11 protein-coding genes are annotated in these 21,087 nt (G+C 39.6%); 4 read left to right on the top strand and 7 right to left on the bottom strand.

Annotated elements, in window-relative coordinates; all coding sequences use genetic code 11:
• Positions 1-32: 32 nt before the first annotated feature.
• The 3 genes from HMPREF9010_RS0123945 (at position 33) to HMPREF9010_RS21460 (ending at position 7,877) form a co-directional block, all read left to right on the top strand.
• The gene (locus HMPREF9010_RS0123945) at positions 33-2,657 is read left to right on the top strand and encodes a hypothetical protein (protein WP_032852433.1); all 2,625 of its coding nucleotides are present in this window, start codon (positions 33-35) and stop codon (positions 2,655-2,657) included.
• Positions 2,658-2,790: 133 nt separating this feature from the next.
• Entirely contained in the window at positions 2,791-5,382 is a 2,592-nt protein-coding gene (locus HMPREF9010_RS21455) for a zinc-dependent metalloprotease (protein ID WP_032852432.1), read from the top strand.
• On the top strand, positions 5,379-7,877 hold the full coding sequence (locus HMPREF9010_RS21460) for a zinc-dependent metalloprotease (RefSeq protein ID WP_008646876.1): 2,499 nt from the start codon (positions 5,379-5,381) through the stop codon (positions 7,875-7,877). The genes HMPREF9010_RS21455 and HMPREF9010_RS21460 overlap by 4 nt, the downstream gene beginning before the upstream one ends.
• A 100-nt stretch (positions 7,878-7,977) precedes the next feature.
• Here the strand turns inward: HMPREF9010_RS21460 and HMPREF9010_RS21465 are convergent, their stop codons facing one another.
• From HMPREF9010_RS21465 to HMPREF9010_RS21480, 4 genes are read right to left on the bottom strand one after another with little or no spacing between them, the layout of a single operon-like run.
• A complete protein-coding gene (locus HMPREF9010_RS21465; protein ID WP_008646873.1) occupies positions 7,978-9,264 on the bottom strand; it encodes a hypothetical protein in 1,287 nt (428 codons plus the stop codon).
• A gap of 12 nt (positions 9,265-9,276) precedes the next feature.
• Positions 9,277-9,483: a hypothetical protein gene (locus HMPREF9010_RS21470; protein WP_008646870.1), complete on the bottom strand. Its 207-nt coding sequence runs from the start codon at positions 9,481-9,483 to the stop codon at positions 9,277-9,279.
• A gap of 26 nt (positions 9,484-9,509) precedes the next feature.
• Positions 9,510-10,895, bottom strand: a complete 1,386-nt coding sequence (locus HMPREF9010_RS21475) for a RagB/SusD family nutrient uptake outer membrane protein (protein WP_008646868.1) — start codon at positions 10,893-10,895, stop codon at positions 9,510-9,512.
• A gap of 13 nt (positions 10,896-10,908) precedes the next feature.
• Positions 10,909-14,226 (bottom strand): SusC/RagA family TonB-linked outer membrane protein, encoded by a 3,318-nt coding sequence (locus HMPREF9010_RS21480; RefSeq protein ID WP_008646866.1) that lies wholly within the window; start codon positions 14,224-14,226, stop codon positions 10,909-10,911.
• Between the two features lie 1,170 nt (positions 14,227-15,396).
• Between HMPREF9010_RS21480 and mutS the strand changes: the two genes are divergently transcribed.
• Positions 15,397-17,985, top strand: coding sequence for a DNA mismatch repair protein MutS (gene mutS, locus HMPREF9010_RS21485; RefSeq protein WP_032846723.1), 2,589 nt, complete (start codon positions 15,397-15,399; stop codon positions 17,983-17,985).
• Between the two features lie 130 nt (positions 17,986-18,115).
• Here the strand turns inward: mutS and lgt are convergent, their stop codons facing one another.
• The 3 genes from lgt to ychF are packed head-to-tail and all read right to left on the bottom strand — an operon-like array spanning position 18,116 to position 21,038.
• On the bottom strand, positions 18,116-18,952 hold the full coding sequence (lgt, locus tag HMPREF9010_RS21490; protein ID WP_004317337.1) for a prolipoprotein diacylglyceryl transferase: 837 nt from the start codon (positions 18,950-18,952) through the stop codon (positions 18,116-18,118).
• A 17-nt stretch (positions 18,953-18,969) separates the two neighbouring features.
• A complete protein-coding gene (locus tag HMPREF9010_RS21495; protein ID WP_004317339.1) occupies positions 18,970-19,887 on the bottom strand; it encodes a ketopantoate reductase family protein in 918 nt (305 codons plus the stop codon).
• 47 nt (positions 19,888-19,934) lie between these two features.
• Complete coding sequence (gene ychF, locus HMPREF9010_RS21500) at positions 19,935-21,038, bottom strand: redox-regulated ATPase YchF (protein ID WP_004298673.1); 1,104 nt, start codon at positions 21,036-21,038, stop codon at positions 19,935-19,937.
• Positions 21,039-21,087: the final 49 nt, after the last annotated feature.

Raw genomic sequence — 21,087 nt, 5'->3', positions numbered from 1 at the left:
TTTTATATCTTTGCTTCAAATAAGCTTTTGCTATGAAATATATCCGACTGTTATTTTATATTTTATTTATCTCGAAGACTATAGTCACTTGGGGTAGTGAAAATATCGGAGGCCTTTCTTTTCGTGCTTATGAATATTCAAAAGATGAACGTACTTCATTCATCATACCGTCCGGCAATCAGGGAGTGAGATTCAAAGATTATTTATCTGTTTCTTTTGATTTGAAGATTAGGGAAAAAGGCGAGCATTTTGGTTATGTATGCCGTATGATTGTTGACAATAGAAATAGCCTCAATCTGATATTGGTTAATCCTGTGAACGAAGAGCCTTATTTGTGTTTGATTAAAGACCAGCAATATTTAGGAAAGATACATTCTTCTGCGACTATCGATATTCATGAGTGGAATAGGATAAAGATAGAATTGGAGTATAAAAATGATACGTTATATGTCAGAAATAATGGTTCTCTTATTTCTAAAGAGAAAGTTGCTGCCCCGGATAATCATTCTGTTAAAGTCTGCTTTGGTGCTAATAAATTAGCTTCTTACACAACTTCGGACGTGGCACCTATTATTTTGAAGGATGTACAGATCGGTCTGGAACCTGGGAGCATAAAATATGAATGGTCGTTGGAGCAAGCAGTATCTGACACTTTGCTTCAGGACAAGTTTCAGCAGATGACAGCTTTTATATCAAATCCGGAATGGATTATTAATAGTCACATGTATTGGAAACATAGGAAAACGTTATCTTTTTCATCCAAGACTTTTCCTGTCCCGTGTGAAGATCAGTCGGCATGTTATTTTATTGCAAAAGATCGTATTGTCAAATATGATTTAATACGGAGTACAACTAAAGAATATGTTTTCTCGCCATTGATTGATGTAAATCGGATCACTAACCAGTTTCTTTTTGTTCCTTTGAAAGATAAAGGTAGCCAGTTGGTTTATTATGACTTTGAGAAACCTGATGGGGAGAATTTGTCTTTTTTCAATTTTCAAACAAAAAGTTGGTCTATTCCTATCCAACGGAAAAGGCAGTCTTCTTATACACAACATAATCGTTTTTTCAATCCAAAAGATTCATCAATTGTACAAATTCTGGGATATGGATTTCATTTGTATACCCGTGAGTTGAATAGAATATCTCTGTCGGGTGAAGTGATAAAGGGAGAGTTGCCGGATGTGATTACTCCTCGCTATTTGAGTGCCATAGGGAAGACCGATTCGCTGGTTTATATTTATGGAGGATTGGGAAATGACTTGGGTAAACAGGAGTATGGGGTCGTTCATTATAAGGATTTGTATAAATTGAACTTGAATGATTATTCTTTGGAAAAAAAGTGGGCTATACCGGAGAATCTTTGTGATGAGGTAGCTGCTTCTACGTTGATAGTTGATGAAGTAGAAAAAGGTGAACATGCAAAAGGATTGTTTTTTTCTTCAGGTCGTTTTCTATCTTCTCTAGTTTTGAAAGATTTAAATTTGGAGAATGGACAAGAAACTGTTTTAGGTGATACAATACCTTATACTTTCTTAGATGTTAATTCTCATGCAGATTTAATTTATCTTGCTTCAGAAAAATGTTATTACGCTGTAACAGTTCACCAAGTAGAGGGGAATAATTATGAAGCTAATATTTATTCTATTGCATCTCCAGTGTTGCCTATTCAAAATATAACAGTACAGGAAAACAGGGGGACTTGGTGGAAATTACTGTTTATATGTATTTGTGTAGCAGGTTTAGGGGGAATTGGGTGGAGATTAAGGAATAGCAGAAAGCATGATAAGAAAGAAGCTATATCTATTTCACAACAAGATATTTGTGAAAAAGAAGAAGGGGTTGTTTCAGATATAAATAGTGAAAAAGAAATTCAAGAAAATGACCACCTATATTCCTCGTTTGAAGCTCCTGTATTGAACACCACACCAGGAATTTATATGCTAAACGGATTTCAGGTTATTAATCGGGATTTAAAAGACATTACCGGAAAATTTACGCCTATTATGCGTCAATTATTATCTGTTATTATTCTTTATTCCAATCAGAATAATAAGGGGATTTCTAATATCAAGTTAAAAGAATTGTTGTGGTATGATAAGTCAGAAGAGAGTTTCTCTAATAACCGTAGTGTAAATATACGTAAGATACGTCTTTTGTTGGAAGAGGTAGGAGATACGGAGATATCATCAGCAAATGGTTATTGGTACTTTCTTAATAAGGGGCATGTATATAATGACTATACTATAGCAAATCAATTGATGCAAAAGATGGCGCCTTTAGATGTGGTCCATAAGGAAGATCTAGAAAAATTATTGAGTCTGGCTTCATTTGGTCAATTGCTTCCTAATATGCAATTTGATTGGGTAGATAGTTTTAAAGCAGATTATTCCGATTCAATGATTGATCTTCTGAGCCGGTTAAGAGATAGCAAGCAATTTGTAGGAAATGATAACTTGAGAATACAAATCTCAAATTGTATTCTGCGATTTGATTCATTAGATGAAGAGTCTGTTCGCGTTAAGTGCCGTGCTTTAGTGGATTTGAAACGCATGGGAATGGCATATACTGCATTTGATCAATTCACCAAGGAGTATAAGCTAATATTGAATGAGGATTTTAAATATAGTTTTGAGCAGTTTATAAGTGAAGTGTAACTTATAGGTCGATGTATTACAAAAAATATTGTGTAGTTTTTCTGGAGGAAAAAGTCGATTTTATTGGAGTTAATTCTTTATAATTCTTAAATTTGTATCCTATTACAGAATATGAATTAACACTATTATCAAAATGAAAAGAATTTGGGTGGCTCTTTTGGTGTTTTCTATACTAGGAGGGAGCATATCAGCAAATGCTATTTCTTTTAAACGCAAAAAGTCAAAAAAGAAGGAGTCTGTTGAGAAAGAAAAAACTGCTTATGATAAACTGTTCTCATCTAATCATTCAAAAGCAGAAGGTTTTATCACTGTACATAAAGTAAAGGAGAAAGTTTATTTTGAACTACCTTTATCAATGTTGCAGCGTGATATGTTACTAGGTTCTACAGTAACAGAAATTAGTGATAATAAGAATGCTATTATTGGTTCGAAACCTACCGAACCTCTTCATTTTCGTTTTGAGAAATTGAATAATAAAGTCTGCTTGTCGGCAGTGCAGACCAATAATGTGGGTGATGACAATGGTCACCGATTGAAGGCAGCTATTGAGATGAGTAATATGAATGCCATTCTGCAAGTATTTGATATTTCGGCTTATAATAACGACAGTACGGCAGTTGTTTTTGATGTTACCGATTTCTTTGTAAGTGACAATAAATTAATATCCCCGTTCGATAAATACAGCGTGAATACATCAGGGGGACGTAAACGTTTGACCTCATTTCAAAGTAACAAATCATTTATTGATGGTTTTAAGGCTTTTGAAGATAACATATCAGTCCGTAGTTGCTTGAATTATACTTATTCGTTGACTGGGGGCAAAGGGAAAGACATAAAAGACGAACCTCTGACCGCAAAGGTAACCCGTTCGATTATATTATTGGATACGATTCCTTATCGTCCCCGATTGATGGATAGCAGAATTGGCATTTTTCCTACAATGAAAAATGAATATTCAGCTGCTAAACAGACAACTCGTTCTATCTATTATGCAAATCGTTGGCGTTTGGAACCTTCAGATTTGAGAGGTTATATTGAAGGGAAGAAAGTGACTCCTATTAAACCGATAGTATTCTACGTAGACAGTTGTTTTCCAGAAAGTTGGAAAGCATCTATATTTGAAGCTGTCAATCAATGGAATGAGCCATTTGAAAAAATCGGTTTTACACAAGCTATCCAGGCTAAAGAATTTCCGAAAGACGATCCGGAATTTGATCCGGATAATTTGAAATATTCATGTATTCGTTATGCTCCGATAGGGATTGAGAATGCAATGGGACCATCGTGGGTTGACCCTCGTAGTGGGGAAATATTGAATGCTTCGGTATATCTGTACCATAACGTCATAAAATTGTTGAATAATTGGCTGTTTATTCAAACTGCTCAAGCCGATAAGCGTGTACGTCATAAAGTAATTCCGAGAGAGGTGATGGACGATGCTTTACGTTATGTCGTTTCTCACGAAGTGGGTCATTGTTTGGGATTTATGCATAATATGAGTGCTTCTTCCGTAATTCCCGTAGATTCGCTCCGTTCTTCTTCATTTACGCAGAAGCATGGTACTACCACTTCCATTATGGATTACGCGCGTTTTAATTATGTGGCACAACCTGGTGATATGGAACGGGGAGTACGTATGATGCCGCCATATTTTGGTTTGTATGACGATTATCTGATTCGCTGGAATTATACACCTGTGCCGGAAGCTAAAACTCCGGAAGAGGAATATGTCATCACTTCGAAATGGATTACGGATTTATCAGATAATCCTGTATATCGGTATGGTAAGCAGCAGTCGGATATACTCGACCCTCGTTCTCAAACGGAAGATTTGGGTGATGATGCTGTGAAAGCAACCCGATATGGAGTGAAAAATCTGAAATACATTCTGGCTAATCTGAATCAATGGCTAGGAGAAGAAGATGTGGATTATACACATCGGTCGGATATTTACGATGGTATAATCATGCAATATCTGACTTATATGTTGCATGTATATCATAATATAGGAGGAATCTATTTGCATGAAAAATTGGTTGGTGATAAGGTGGAAGCCTTGCAGGTTGAACCTAAAGAGAAGCAGAAAGAGGCAATGAATTACTTTTTGGAGCAATTGGCGACCTTGGATTGGCTGGATGATGAAAATGTCCTGAAGGTACTGCCTATGGTAGGGAAACCATCGGATGCTTTGCGGGATGTAATGATGAAATTATTGATGAAAGCTCCTGCCCGGGTAGAATTTTCGGCATTAAAAGCCGGTAAAGAAGAAGGATATGATGTTGATGAATGTATGAATGATATTTATACATATATATGGAATCCTACTATACAAGGACGTAAATTAAGTGCTACTCAAATGAAACTGCAGAATTTGTTTATCAAACACCTGGCTTCGACTGCCGGAATCCGATTGAGTAAAGATACTAAATCATTGAAAAGTGAAGAAGATGCATGGGGGCAGTTAGCTGCTTTTCATCATAAAACAGGTGTAGGGCATAAAGGATGTTGTTGTGCGTCCGATCTGGGGCGTATGTTTAATCCAGTGGCTGGATTTGACGAACCAATGGCAGAGTATTTTATTCCCAAAAACCAGGATAGTATGTGTTATGGTTATTTCCTGCGCATACGTAATTTATTAAACAGCCGGAAGCAACATGTTGATAAAGATACGCGGCTTCATTATCAGTTATTGCTTCATCAAATGAATAATGCATTAAACAGATGATTATGAAGAATAAATATATCTTTTTGCTCTTTTTATCAGTATTTGGTGTGTTTGTCTTTTCTCCTTTGGAGGCTGTTGCCAAAAAAAAGAAAAAAGGGAAAATAGAGCAGGTTAAACCCAAAAGCGCATACGAAAAACTGTTGAAGGATAAACCGAATAGCGTCGAAACTAAAGGACTGATGAATCTTTATTGGGTAGACGATAAAGTATATATGGAAATACCCAGAGATGTGTTGGGTAAACGTTTGCTGATGGGAGGTGTAGTCGATAAACTAAGTAACCCTCAGGAATCATCTGTTGGCTTTTGCCCTGTTGCACCTTTACAAGTGAAATTCTGCCGGTCCGATTCTTTGGTTAGGTTATATCAGGTAGCGGACCGTCCGGTGACAGAACAAGATTCCCGTATCGGAGATGCGCTGAAAAAAAGTTTCAGTGATGTCATTTTAAATCAGTTTTCTATAAAGGCTTATTCTCCGGACAGCGCTTTGGTGATTGACGTTACATCTTATGTTTTTCAGGATGATAAATACATGAATCCGATTGATCCGAAAGCATACAATACGATGGGGGGCTGGGTGAAGCGTAAAGCCTCTTTCAAACAGAAACAATCAATGATATCAGGAATAGCTTCTTATCCAGATAATGTATCTATTTCATGCTATATGAGCTATGAATTAGCGATGTCATTATTCGGTATTTTTCCGATAGCAGAAAATATTCCCTTCAGCGCAGTTGTGAAGCGTACTTTTATGTTATTACCGGAAGATGGGGATTATTGTCCTCGTTTGGCTGATCCTCGTATCGGAACTTTATGGAGCGGCAAGGTGAATTTTTCGGATAAGGAGCAAGGCAGCAACATACAGTATTGGGTGAATCGCTGGAACCTGGCTGTTGATAAACCTGTTGTTTTCTATGTGGATACGCTGTTGCCTGAAAAATGGCAGAAGTGTGTGTATCGTAGCGCTGAGATATGGAACAAAAGCTTTCAGAAAATAGGTTTTTCTAATGCGTTAGATGTGAAACCTTACCCTAAAGATATAGGATTTGATGCCAACAGTATTACTAAGTCTTGTATCCGGTATGTCGTTTCACCTTCCGGTCAGATTACGGATAATTATTGGAGTGATCCGTTGACAGGAGAAATAATAAGTGCCAATATTTATATCCCTCATAATTTAGCTTCGAAAATTCAGCTGAATTATTTCTTACAGACAGCTTCCTTTAACGAGAAAGCCCGCACGTTGATGCCGGATGAAGATTTGGTGGAAGAAGCATTGACTTCGTTATTGTTGAGGCATTGGGGGCATTGTCTGGGATTGACGGATAATATGGCAGGATCTATTGCTTATCCGGTAGATTCGCTTCAGTCGAAAGAGTTTGTAAAAAAACATGGGCTATCTGCGTCAGTCATGGATAAGTTGCCGATGAACTATTTACTTTCGGTTGATAATTATAGTGCTGATATACCTTTGACGCAACAAGTGCTGGGAGAATATGACCATTGGGCGATTCGTTATCTTTATCAGCCAATGAATAAGAAAACACCGCAAGAAGAATTATCGGATTTGCGGAAGCTGGTTTCTGAACGGAATCAGAACCCATTATTGCTTTTTAAACGTCCGCAGAGCAGGAAAGCTTATTATGATCCTCGCGGAATGGAGATGGATTTGGGAAATGATGCTATTCGTGCGGCAACCATTGCTTTTGAGAATTTGGGTAAAGTAGTGGCGAATGCAAACCAATGGTTAGACAAGGAAGATTTCAACTATGAAAAACGAGCCTCACTATATGGAGAAATTATCAATCAGGCGGATGAATATGTGAAGCATGTATTGCAGCAAGTTGGTGGAATCTATTTGAATGACAGTTATCAAGGGGATAGTTACCCTTCTTATCAACCGGTATCCAAAGAGTTGCAACGTCGTTCGTACCAGTGGATGATGGAAGCTATCAGTCAAATGAACTGGTTGGACAATCGGGAACTGTTGAATCATTGTGCGCTGACAGGTAGCGCTGCTGACTATTCACAGAAGTTTTTTGCCAATTTGCTATTAATACAGCTCAATAACCTTTGGCTTAGCGAAAGTAAATCAGATGACCCTTATACGCAACAGCAGGCTGTCGAAGATTTAAAGAATCATCTTTTTAAGGAAGCAAGGGTAGGAAAGGAGCCTGACGACTGGAAACGTTTCTTACAGGGACAATTGCTGAGTTTTGTCATTTCTTGGTCGAATGTAAATGTGCCGAAAGGGAAAGATGAGACAGTTAATGCTTCTTCTAAACTGACTATTCAGACTGTCTGTCCTTACCGGGGGATGACGGCAATTGAGAGCATTCCTTATTCTTCTGCTCCTGAACGGGCTCCATTCTGGTATGGCTGTCTGTTGGATTTGAAAAGTGAGTTTACGAGAGCGAAATCAGTAGCACCTAACCGGGAAATGCAAGAGGAGTATGATTACCGATTGTTTACGATTGAGAAGGCACTGCGGAAATAGATATAATCTATAAAATGATTAGATATAAAAAAGCCAATTAATTCGTGATAAGATGAATTAATTGGCTTATATTTTTAATGAAGTTTTTCTTCTGTTTTGTTTATTCTACTACCCTTGTGAATGTGTAGGTTATACCAAAGAAACTCGCATCGAAATAATGACCGTACTCTTCAAACGTTGAGCTGAAGAAATCAGTTGGTATAAAATCGTGAAAGTAAATGATGATATTATTATCATCTATCTTATCCAATCCTATAAATGCATTTCCAAGCTCTGTTTTTCTCTTTGAGAAACAACGATTCACTTGCGAGGTGATGAAATAAGGAGCGTCATATTCTTCGTCAGCTATCCAGTTATAGATGCCTTTCTCTATATGGTCGAAAACAACAGTGTGTCCTTGAGGATTGCAAAAGAAGTTCTTTAAATCTCCCGTCAGGTATGGGATTATTTTATCTGTACCATCTTCTTGATGTACAAATTCCAGGTAGTCATTAGCTCCATTGTTTTCCGGCAGACTATTTACCCAGTCTTCGTCAGGCATACCAATATATACATAGTTGTCTTTATCTTTAATCTCCACAGGTTTCCATTTGCCCAGCATGTCAGTAAACTTTAACTGATCCAGTTTTATATTATAGGATACAAATGAGCCCGGATAGTAGAGTTCGGAGTTGTCAACTGGTGTACCTAGTTTAAGGATAGCGTTTTTTCCTGTATAATCTTCTGCTCCTTCTTTTATTTTTATCTTAAAACGTGTGTAGTAAGATCCTTTTGGAATGGTGACGGAAGTTATTCCGTTTTCAAGTTCAAAATCTTCGTTCAATATAGCTGTACTGGACGGGTCTATTTCTATCGGCAACACGATGTCTGTTGTTGCCCTGAAACTGCTGCCGCTATTTTCTCCTTCCACTTCGATTCTAATGTCTATTTCACTTAACAGACGATAGATAACAGGCTTGAAAGTATACATAATGTGCTCTTTCACTTCAACGGGGATAATCGCTATTTTCTTGTCACCGAGCGTATATCCGGAAACCGGGTTGATGGAAAGGCGGATTTCACGGTTGGCAGTCAGGTTGTTTTTGGGAGTAATGGTTAAAGTGGCACTTGTTTCTCCGGCTTTTATCATGAACCCGTTAGCAGAAATTTCATAGTCTTCATCCAATATGGCAGTACCTTCAATGATGACAGGAATGCTTAAGTCTGTTTCAGGTGCTACAGAAGCTCTCAATTCCACTTCCAGGCTACCGTTAGAAGGTAATATGTATATGGAGCGACTAAAAGATAACTTTGCACCCGACGAGTCGTCATCACTGCAAGCTGCCGACACTATGATTAGTATAATCATTAGCAGGAAGGAGCCTGTTATTTTGATTTTTGTTTTCATTTTAATCCCTTTTTATTGGTTAATGGCATTGTTGTATTCATCCCATAATGCTTGTACTTCTTCACGGTCTTGTGCATTCAGGATATTTCCGGTGGGAAGTAAATAATCTTCTGATGTATTATCTACTTTTGGGGTCAGTTCTTCCGGTTTATCACATGAAACCAAGAAAGCGGAAGAACCTGTGAGAATGAAACATAGGATATATAGTATCTTTTTCATAACTGTTTCTGTTTTTTATGGATAAATTATTCTATGTAGCCTGGATTTTGAATGAGCAAATCAGGAAATAATCTGATGTCTGCTTTGGGAATAGGAAAAGTATACAGATACTTTTCTGTGATAAATTTCTTTCCTTTGGCAGCGACCCAAAATTCCGGACGTCCGTTGCGTTTTAATTCAAACCAGCGGTCGCCTTCAACAAACAATTCTTTACGGCGTTCACAGAGGATGGCTGACATCAATTTTGTCAAAGGGATCCCAGTGGCGTCGGTTTTTATATTTTGTTGGAAAACTTCTGGGAGATTGTCAATCGTGTAGGCTATATAATCCTGAGTGATTCGTTTGGAACGAAGCTGGTTAAGATAACCTAGTGCGTCTGTTTCCTGATTCAGATGTGCGTGGGCTTCGGCTATAATCAGGCAAAGTTCTTCACTACGAAACTTGGTGGTGATGATTTTATTGACAATCCGTTTGGAATCATAGTTGCATTTGCGACGTACGTCATTGTCGGTGGCCGCAAATAAATCAACCAAATTTCTGTCGACAGGTCTTGATTTTATATCGGCTTGTGCAGTTGCGTAACTCATGGTTCCTATATCATCATCCATGGTGAATGAACGGATAATGACATTGTGTGCTTTTGCTTGTTTCTGGTTAATGGCTTCTACATATTCGTCAGCTTCCAGCATCGGGTATTTTTCTAATACTTCTTTGGCATAGGTAATGGCACTACTCCAGTTCTGTGTCCAAAAGAAGAAACGTGCGAAGTAGGCTTTTGTCACGGATGAAGTAAAGATAAAGTCTTCATTAGACACATTATATGAGAGGGCTTTCCGGAATCCTTCTTCTATAAATTCAGCAGTTTCTTTCAGATTGGCGCGTGCAGGCTTTGCTTCCATATCAAAATCGTCGACAAGTGGAAGTCCGAGAGTCTCTTTTGCCGTCTCCGGCTGGTATGGCTCACAGTAGCGCTGCATAAGGTTATAATAGCAAATAGAACGAATGCTCCAGGCTGTTCCCAATAGGGTTCTAGCTAAATCGGATTCCGTATCATCCATGTTGCCGATAACCATATTACAGTCTTTGATAACAGAGTAGAGTGTTTTGTAAGTGGCCTGATTTTTGTTAATGGCACTTCCCACATAAATGCTCGTATAGCCGAAATTGCTGGCAAGCGTTGCATTCAAGTCATCGGCAAACATCTCTAAAGTTGTCATTACTTCTGGATTGGGAATGATAACGTCATCTCTTCCTTTTTCTATCTGATCCAACCAATAATGGATAATGGTCGAAAAATCTTCAGCTGTTTCAGGAATTATCTTTCCTTTGGGCTTTACGTCTAAGTAATTGTTGCAGGAAGCCAACAATATCATCAGACCACAATAGATAGATATGAATAGTTTATTTTTCATCGTTTATTGTTATTTAAAATCCAACATTTACGCTAAACATCACAGAACGGCTTATCGGATAAGTAGCACCGGGGGTTTCAGGATCCATGCCTGAATAGCTGGTGAATGTGAAGAAGTTGTTCAGTGACAAAGAGAAATCTACATTGGAGAGAGCCGAATTACTTATTAACTTCTTAGGTAGCGTATATCCTAAAATGATGCTCTTAATTCTGGCATAAGATAAGTTGGTAAGGAAAGCTCCATGCGTGATTTCTTTGTGCATAGGGTTATAATAGCCAAATCCGTAAACCTCACCGAACGGATTCCATACGCGCGGATAAGTGCCATTTGTATTATTGGGCGTCCAACGGTCGGCTGCTGCTTTCGGAACATTCAGATGGTGTGCGAACAAATCATTTTGGAAGACTTGTTCGCGTTCTGTGTAATTAAATACCCCATTACCGCTTACGGTGCTAGCTGAAGTTGGCGACTTGATGAATTCAAAATTTTTGGCTCCTGTGGCAAAAGTTCCGTTTACGCTAAGGCGAATACCTTTATATTCGGCGGTTACATTAAATCCTCCGGTTACGGGAGCTTCACTCGTGCCTAGATAATACCGGTAATTATCGGGCTTATTCAAGTCGGTAGCTGTGTGTATTTCAGCATCGGGACGCAACTGGTATGTATATAATCCTGTTTCGGGGTCAATACCTGTGTATCTCCCACTATAGATGGCGTCTACAGGATAGCCCTCCCATAAGTTATTATATCCCATGCTGCTATAGGAAGCTTTATATTTGGTCACTTTATTCTTGTTGTAAGCTATGTTGGCAGAAAGAGACAGACTGAAATCTTTTGTTTTAACAGGAGTTCCATTCAGGGTAGCTTCGATACCTTTGTTGTCAATATTGGCAGTATTGTATTTCTGTTGGGTGAATCCTGTGCTGCTTAGTACTTGCACACCTGTTACAATGTCTTTACTTTTCCGGTAGTATCCTTCCACTATACCTGTCAAGCGGTCGTTAAACATTCCGAAATCAAGAGCCACTTTCACGTCTTGCGTCTTTTCCCAACGTAGATTGGGATTCGGTGGACTAACTACTTTTCCTATATGATAAATATTGTTGGAAATATTCCGGTAGTCATCGTAGTAACTGATAATCATTTGTGGGCTGACACTACGGTTGATGTTACCAGTAAATCCGGTTGCTATACGGAGTGTTAATCTGTTCAGTACGGGTTTCAGCGAAGCCATGAAATCTTCTTCACTAACATTCCACGCTGCGCCGGCTGCCCAGTTAGGATTAAATTGTTTGTCACTACCAAAATTAGAACTACCGTCAGTACGGAAAGAGACATTCAGTACATATTTGTTTTTGTAGTAATAGTCGGCAGATGCATAGAAAGAGACAAAGCGTTGTTCGCTCCATGTTTCTCCGTTCGAGCCATCAATAGCAGCGAGATAGGCTTTCAGCTTCTCGTAGCCTACTCCTGTCGGGTCATCAGGAAGTGGGGTTATGGCATTTCCGGTGATTTCGTCGTAACCGTATCGTTTGCTGTACAAACCGTCTGATTTACTTCCGCGGAATTCGGCACCGGCTATAAGGGAGACAGAGTGGTCTCCAAAAGAATCATCATAAGCAAAATGCCCGCGGACCATATAGCTCTCATTATCTACATTGCGTTGCAAGATAGAAGCATATTCCTTATTAGTATTGTTATCGATAGAGAGACGGTTGTCTAAAGCTGCTTTTGTGTTTTTACCATATATTTCCTTTAGACGGTTGGTGGAATAAGTATATGAAGCCAGGCCCACAAAGCGCAAATGGTTGATAATGCTGTAATCAATTCCTGCACGAACCATTGTTTTTATATTCTTAGTGCGTGAAGAAGTTTCGTCCATTTCGCGAAGTACATTAAATCCACAATCAGGTATAATCTTGGAACTAGTCTTTTTATTGTTATATTCTCCTAGTGCATAATATGTTTCATCTGCCCGGTAACTGCCGTCTTCGTTATACGGACTTTCGTATGGATTGGCAAAATAAGCATATTGGAAAGGATCGAGACTATTCAGTGCCGGGGACTTTGAATATTGATAAGACATGGATGCCCCAAAGTCAATCTTGACTTTCTGGCTGGGGTGCATTGATAGATTAGCTGTCAGGTTATAACGGTCGTAATCATTATTTTTCAATAAACCGGCGTTGCGGGTATATGCTAGTGAAGTATAATAGGTGTATTTGTCTCCACCACCATTAATGGACAAGTTGTGGGTGGTAGAAACACTGTTGCGAAACAGTTCATCGTACCAATCGGTATTCGTTTTACCTAATTCTTCGATATACGTATCTTGTTGTTCTTTGCTCCATCCGGCAAACTTTCCCCTACCAGCACGAATGATGCCTACTACTCCTACCACCGGATAGTCATTTGTCCCGGCTTCAAATCCCGGAGCAGAGAATTCATCCCATAATCCCTGTTCATAGGCAAGCTTCTCTTGTGAATTCATCAAAGAGTAGTTCCGTTGGGGTGGTAAAGTGACTGATACATTGCCTGAATAGTTTATTTGGGCTTTTCCTGATTTGCCTTTTTTGGTGGTGACAACAATTACTCCACCGGCTGCTCGCGAACCATAAATAGCAGCGGCTGAAGCATCTTTCAAAATAGTAATACTTTCTATGTCGCTGGGATTGATGCCAGCGACACCATTCATGAACAAGTCGTCAAATTGACCGGATTTTATTTCAGCACTGGTAGGCATATCGGTACTTCCACTTTGCATGGGAACTCCGTCGATAACCCATAGTGGCTCACCATCTCCGGTGATTGTATTGGTACCTCTGATTCGTATTTTTTGTGTACTACCAGGTTGTCCGGATATGGCTGATACGGCCACTCCTGCTATTTTACCTTGCATGAGGGCGTCTACCGTTGGTTGGGCTTGGTCTTTTAACTGGTCGGCCGAGATAATTCCGACAGAACCAGTCATTTTCTTAAAAGTAGTTTGGGTATAACCTGTAACGACAACTTGATCCAGTTCACTTGTTGCAGATTCCATTTTAATTTTGATAAAAGGTGTTGCTCCTTTCAATAAGTGCTCTACATTTTTCATGCCAATGTAAGAAAAAACAAGTGTCTTGCCTTCTTTCATCTCTTTGATGGAAAACTTACCATCAATATCTGTGGTAACACCGACTTGGGGGAGCTCCTTATAGCGGACGGATACGCCTACTAATGGTACCCCACTTTCGTCAGTTACAATACCTTTCACTGTTACCTGTGCATTTGCAAATAAAGGTAAAATTAGAGCGAAAAGTAATGTTAATGAAAAAATGGTAATTTTATTCATAATTGTATTATATTGGTTTGAATATATGCAAATGTATTATTATTAGCTGATATAAACAAGAAAAATGATAATATTTGTATTTAAAATGTGTGCTTTTGTTTGAGTGAATATCATTCGATGTTTATTATATTTTTATAAAAGTATAGAAAATTGGTTCATGGTATGTTACGACTGGCTTTTTGCATTATACTGCATATTGGGGAGTTTGATATGTTGTAGAAGGCAAAAAAGAAGTGGCTTAATTTGACAATTTTGGGGCATAATTGCTATACCCAAAACGGTTCGTTTCATGTATGGTTATAAATTTATTCCATATCATTATATTTTGGACATGATAAGATTATCATTGAAATATATTTCAACATATGCATTCCTACGATAGAAGTGTCAAAAATAAAAGAGACTAACAATTTCCTTAATTATAAGTTTAGGACTTTATCAGTTAATTCGTTTCTCGGTGTCGAACAGGTTGTTTCTCGGTGAGAAACGGGTCGTTGGTTTTAAAGGAAACCCCCGAATAGTAACCGACTGGATAACAGTGTTTTACAAAACAGTGTTATCTATAAGAAATACATAGGAGTTTTATTGACATTTTTTTGGTAACACCATTTGTTTCTATTGCATCTATTACTGTAATAATATTTACATTAAAACTAAAATATGGCATTTATAAAAGAATTTGTTTCATTCCTTTCTGAAACAGGAATGAATCTATTTTTAAAGGTGGGGCTGCTCTGAACCGAATCTCTAGGATTTCAGATTGCGCCAAAATAATCTGATGATTGAAAAGAGAGAGTTCTGCTGGTTTATATCAAATAGGAACGAAGCGTATAGGCATAAAAAAAGGAGCAACGCCTTGCTCCAACCTTTGTTAACCTTAAATCTAATACTATGAAAAACACGTTGCAAAGATACGGACTCTTGGGAAAATAGCAAATTATCCAAGAAAAATAGCATGTTTTATAACATGTTTTAATAGTTTTCTCCTACTTATTAAGAAATAAACTCTCCTTTTTTCAAGGTATGTAACATTAATTTTGAAAATTGAATCGGAGCATACCGTTGATTCTCTGCCGAAAAACCGCTATCTTTGCAAGGATAATTCATTATATACTCAACAAAAAAGAAAAGGAGAGAACCGTGAACGAAGAAGAAATCGTCCTCACCCCGATGATGAAACAGTTTCTGGATTTGAAGGCAAAACATCCGGATGCAGTGATGCTGTTTCGTTGCGGTGACTTTTATGAAACATATTCTACGGATGCCATCGTTGCAGCCGAAATTTTAGGAATCACACTGACAAAACGTGCCAATGGGAAAGGAAAAACTATCGAGATGGCAGGTTTTCCTCATCATGCCCTTGATACATATCTTCCGAAACTGGTTCGCGCCGGAAAACGTGTCGCTATCTGTGACCAGCTGGAAGACCCGAAAATGACGAAGAAGTTGGTGAAGCGTGGCATTACCGAATTGGTTACTCCCGGTGTTTCTATCAATGATAATGTACTGAACTATAAAGAGAATAACTTTCTGGCTGCCGTTCATTTCGGAAAAGCTTCCTGTGGAGTTGCCTTTCTCGATATTTCTACCGGTGAATTCCTTACTGCAGAAGGACCTTTTGATTATATAGACAAGTTGTTGAATAACTTTGCCCCTAAAGAGATTCTTTTTGAACGTGGCAAACGCCTGATGTTTGAAGGTAATTTCGGTAATAAGTTCTTCACGTTCGAGCTGGACGACTGGGTATTTACAGAAACGACTGCCCGTGAGAAACTGCTGAAACACTTTGAAACGAAGAATCTGAAAGGTTTCGGAGTGGAGCATTTGAAGAATGGCATCATTGCTTCCGGTGCTATTTTGCAGTATTTGACAATGACGCAGCATACGCAAATTGGTCACATCACTTCATTGGCGCGTATTGAAGAAGATAAATACGTCCGTCTGGATAAGTTTACGGTGCGTAGCCTTGAGTTGATTGGTAATATGAATGATGGCGGAAGTAGCCTGCTCAATGTGATCGACAGAACGATCAGCCCAATGGGAGCTCGTCTGTTGAAACGCTGGATGGTTTTTCCCTTAAAGGATGAGAAACCGATCAATGAACGCTTGAATGTAGTGGAATATTTCTTCCGCCAACCTGATTTTAAGGAACTGATTGAAGAACAGTTGCATTTAATAGGAGATTTGGAACGTATTATTTCCAAAGTGGCTGTAGGACGTGTGTCGCCCCGTGAAGTCGTTCAGTTGAAGGTAGCTTTACAAGCTATTGAGCCGATAAAACAGGCATGTATGGAAGCTGATAATGCGAGTTTGAATCGTATTGGCGAACAGCTGAATCTTTGTATTTCTATTCGTGACCGGATTGCCAAAGAGATTAAAAATGATCCTCCTTTACTGATAAATAAAGGTGGAGTGATTCAAGATGGTGTGAACGCAGACTTGGATGAATTGCGGCAAATCTCCTATTCAGGAAAAGATTATCTGCTAAAGATACAGCAGCGGGAGAGCGAGGAGACGGGTATTCCGAGTTTGAAAGTGGCTTATAATAACGTATTCGGTTATTATATCGAAGTCCGTAATGTCCATAAAGATAAAGTTCCTAAAGAGTGGATTCGTAAACAGACGCTGGTTAATGCGGAACGTTATATCACGCAGGAACTAAAGGAATATGAAGAAAAGATTTTGGGAGCGGAAGATAAGATTCTGATTCTGGAAACGCAGCTATATACGGACTTAGTACAGGCATTGATGGAGTTTATTCCACAGATACAGATTAATGCGAATCAGATTGCACGTCTGGACTGTCTGTTGTCATTTGCCAATGTGGCTCGTGAGAATCGTTATATCCGTCCGATTATTGAGGATAATGACGTATTGGATATTCGTCAGGGACGTCACCCGGTAATAGAAAAACAACTTCCGATAGGTGAGAAGTATATTGCCAATGATGTAATGCTGGACAGCGATACACAGCAGATTATTATTATTACAGGTCCGAACATGGCCGGTAAGTCGGCACTCTTGCGTCAGACGGCGTTGATTACGCTATTGGCTCAAATCGGCTCGTTTGTTCCTGCGGAAAGTGCGCATATCGGTTTAGTTGATAAGATATTTACCCGTGTAGGAGCGAGCGATAATATATCAGTCGGCGAATCTACATTTATGGTAGAGATGAATGAAGCGGCTGATATCCTGAATAATGTTTCTTCCCGGAGTCTGGTATTATTTGACGAATTGGGTCGTGGTACTTCTACTTATGATGGTATTTCCATTGCCTGGGCAATTGTAGAGTATATCCATGAACATCCGAAAGCAAAAGCACGTACATTATTTGCTACGCATTATCATGAATTGAATGAGATGGAGAAATCTTTCAAGCGCATCAAGAATTATAATGTATCGGTGAAAGAAGTTGATAATAAAGTAATCTTCCTTCGTAAACTGGAACGTGGCGGTAGTGAACACTCTTTCGGTATTCATGTGGCAAAGATGGCCGGTATGCCGAAAAGCATTGTGAAACGTGCAAATGAGATATTGAAACAGCTTGAATCTGATAATCGCCAACAGGGCATAGCAGGTAAACCGTTGGCAGAAGTGAGCGAGAATCGTGGAGGTATGCAGTTAAGCTTCTTCCAGTTGGACGATCCGATTCTCTGTCAGATTCGCGATGAGATATTGAATCTTGATGTGAATAATCTTACTCCTATTGAAGCGCTGAATAAACTGAATGATATAAAGAAGATAGTCAGGGGGAAATAAGCTGAAAATGTATATAATGTCTTAGGATATGTTTTCGATTGTTGTCCTGACATTAGGGAAATGGCATTTGTTTTATTGATAAAAAAGAGGGATTAGTGATGTTTGAACCGCTAATCCCTCTTTTTTTGATTTAGGCTATTTTATTTTTCTTCTTGTCATAGAAGAACATGAAATAGACGCCTATTATGATAAACGGAACGCTTAACCATTGTCCCATATTGAACATCATGCTGTTTTCAAAATCTTCCTGATTTTCTTTTAGGAATTCGATGAAAAAGCGGAAGGTGAAGATGTAAGTCAGGCAGAGCCCGAAGAAGAAGCCACGGTGCAGTTTCTTGCTGTAATTCTTATACAGGTAAATCATGATGAAGAACAGGATAAGATAAGCAATGGCTTCGTAGAGCTGTCCCGGATGACGGGGGAGCATATCTACACGTTCGAAAACGAATGCCCAGGGCACATCAGACGGTTTGCCGATGATTTCGGAGTTCATCAGGTTGGCAAGGCGGATGAAGCAGGCGGTGATTGGAGTAGCTACGGCAATCATATCCAGCACGTCCATATAATGGAGCTTCGTCTTGCGGCAATACAGCCAAAGGGCGATTATCAGTCCTAATGTACCGCCGTGGCTGGCAAGTCCTTCATATCCGGTAAATTTCCAGTTTCCGTCCGGCATGAACTTGATAGGAAGAATCATTTCCCAAAAATGAGACAGGTAGTATCCCGGGTCATAGAACAGGCAGTGTCCTAGGCGGGCACCGATTAGAATACCAAAGAAACAGTAAAAGAAAAGAGGGTCAAACTTCTTTTCCTCTATCTTTTTATCCCGGTACTGGTAGTGAACAACCACATAAGCAAAGAATATTCCTACTGCCCACAGTAATCCGTAATAACGGATAGAAATGCCGAACAGGTTGAATAGTTCGGGATTCGGGTTCCAGTTGATGGATAATAGCATGGTATTCATTCTATATTGGATTAATGTTAATGATTAGATTCTTTGAATTTCTCCGCAACCATCCGGTAGGTCGGTATATCTATTCCCTGTTCTTCGGCTGCTGCAATCATGTCGAAGAGCAATCCTTGTATTTCCGAGTCGTGTCCGCGTGCCAGGTCTTTTTGCATAGAAGCGGTACTTTCGGGGTCGAGCTTGTCAATCACTTTTAGGTTGTAGCTGACTGGGTCTTCGGGAAATTCGACGCCCAGTTTCTTTCCTAAGGCAGCGCTTTCCGTAGAAAGTCCGATAAATGTATCCCGTATCTTTCCCGGTTTCTGCACTTCTCCCATCGGAACGTCGTAGTAAGCACCCGTCACAGCCATTGCGGAGATAAACGACCATTTGATAAACGTATCCCGGTTGATGTCCGGTGAGAGGTCTACCTTTATGCCTGCTTCCTGCAAGTCTTGTTGGATAGCTTCCAGTAATCCGGGTTTTACAACTGTGCCGCGATGAGCGCCGTATACCAACCGGAATATCTTTCCCATTTGGGTGATTTCTCCGGTGCCGGATACGAAGCCTACGATATAGATGCAGCCGTCGAGAACGGTGACTTCCGGAACTAGCTTCTGTATGCGCGGCCCTGTGCCATATACATTCAGAATAGGGATGACAACCGTGTCTTTGTGTGCTGCTCTTTTTATCAGTTCTACGATAGAATCGACCGAATAACCTTTTACGCATACAAATATCACATCTGCTTTTCCATTGAATTCTTCAGCGGTAGTAGCCGGAATCCGGAGCGTATGTTCGCCCTTCAAATCCGATTTCAGTTTCAAACCGTTCGTTTGAATCGACTGCAAGTGAGCTCCACGGGCAATACAAGTTACATCTTTGCCTGCCAGCGACAAGAATCCTGCGATACTGCCGCCTACACCTCCCGTTCCTGCAATGAGATATTTCATATTGTTAGCGAATTAGTAATTAATAAGTCGTCGGTGGTAACCGATAATCACACGTTGAAACGGAAATGCATGATGTCGCCATCCTGCACCACATATTCTTTTCCTTCCACACCCAGTTTTCCGGCTTCTTTCACAGCTGCTTCCGAGCCGTATTTGATATAATCATCGTATTTGATAACTTCGGCACGGATAAAGCCTTTTTCAAAATCGGTGTGGATCACTCCGGCACATTGAGGAGCTTTCCATCCTTTTTCGTATGTCCAGGCACGTACTTCTTGTACACCCGCAGTGAAATATGTTTCAAGATTCAGGAGTTTGTAAGCAGATTTGATAAGACGTGCTACGCCCGACTCTTCCAAGCCTACTTCGGCAAGGAACATCTGACGGTCTTCGTACGTTTCCAGTTCAGCGATGTCCGCTTCTGTTTTGGCTGCGACAATCAGGATTTGAGCATTCTCGTCTTTTACGGCTTCGCGTACCATATCTACGTATTTATTTCCGTTTACTGCGCTTGCTTCATCAACATTGCAAACATACATTACCGGTTTGCTGGTCAATAAGAACAGTTCGTGAGCTATCTTTTGTTCGTCTTTTGTTTCAAAAGTCACTGTACGTGCAGATTTTCCCTGTTCCAGTGCGTCTTTATATTGAACGAGTACATCGTAAGCTAACTTTGCAGCTTTGTCTCCGCCCGTCTGTGCTTGTTTCTGTACTTTCTGGATACGGCTTTCGATGGTTTCCAGGTCTTTCAATTGAAGTTCGTAGTCAATGATTTCTTTGTCGCGGACAGGATTTACGCTTCCGTCTACGTGTGTCACATTGTCGTCATCGAAGCAACGGAGTACGTGGATAATTGCGTCTGTCTCACGGATATTGGCAAGGAACTTGTTTCCTAGTCCTTCACCTTTGCTTGCGCCTTTCACCAGTCCGGCGATATCTACGATTTCTACAGTTGTAGGAACAATTCGTTGGGGGTGCACCAATTCAGCGAGTGCGTTCAGACGTTCGTCAGGAACAGTGATTACACCTACATTGGGTTCAATTGTACAAAAAGGGAAATTTGCCGCCTGTGCTTTCGCATTCGACAAACAGTTGAAAAGTGTCGACTTACCCACGTTCGGTAGTCCTACAATACCACATTGCAATGCCATTTATCTATTTCGTTTTTATTTAGTTATCGATAATCTGACTGCAAAGATA

The organism is Bacteroides sp. 3_1_23, assembly GCF_000162555.1.
Taxonomy (GTDB): domain Bacteria; phylum Bacteroidota; class Bacteroidia; order Bacteroidales; family Bacteroidaceae; genus Bacteroides; species Bacteroides ovatus.
This window is presented reverse-complemented; position numbering and strand designations above follow the sequence as displayed.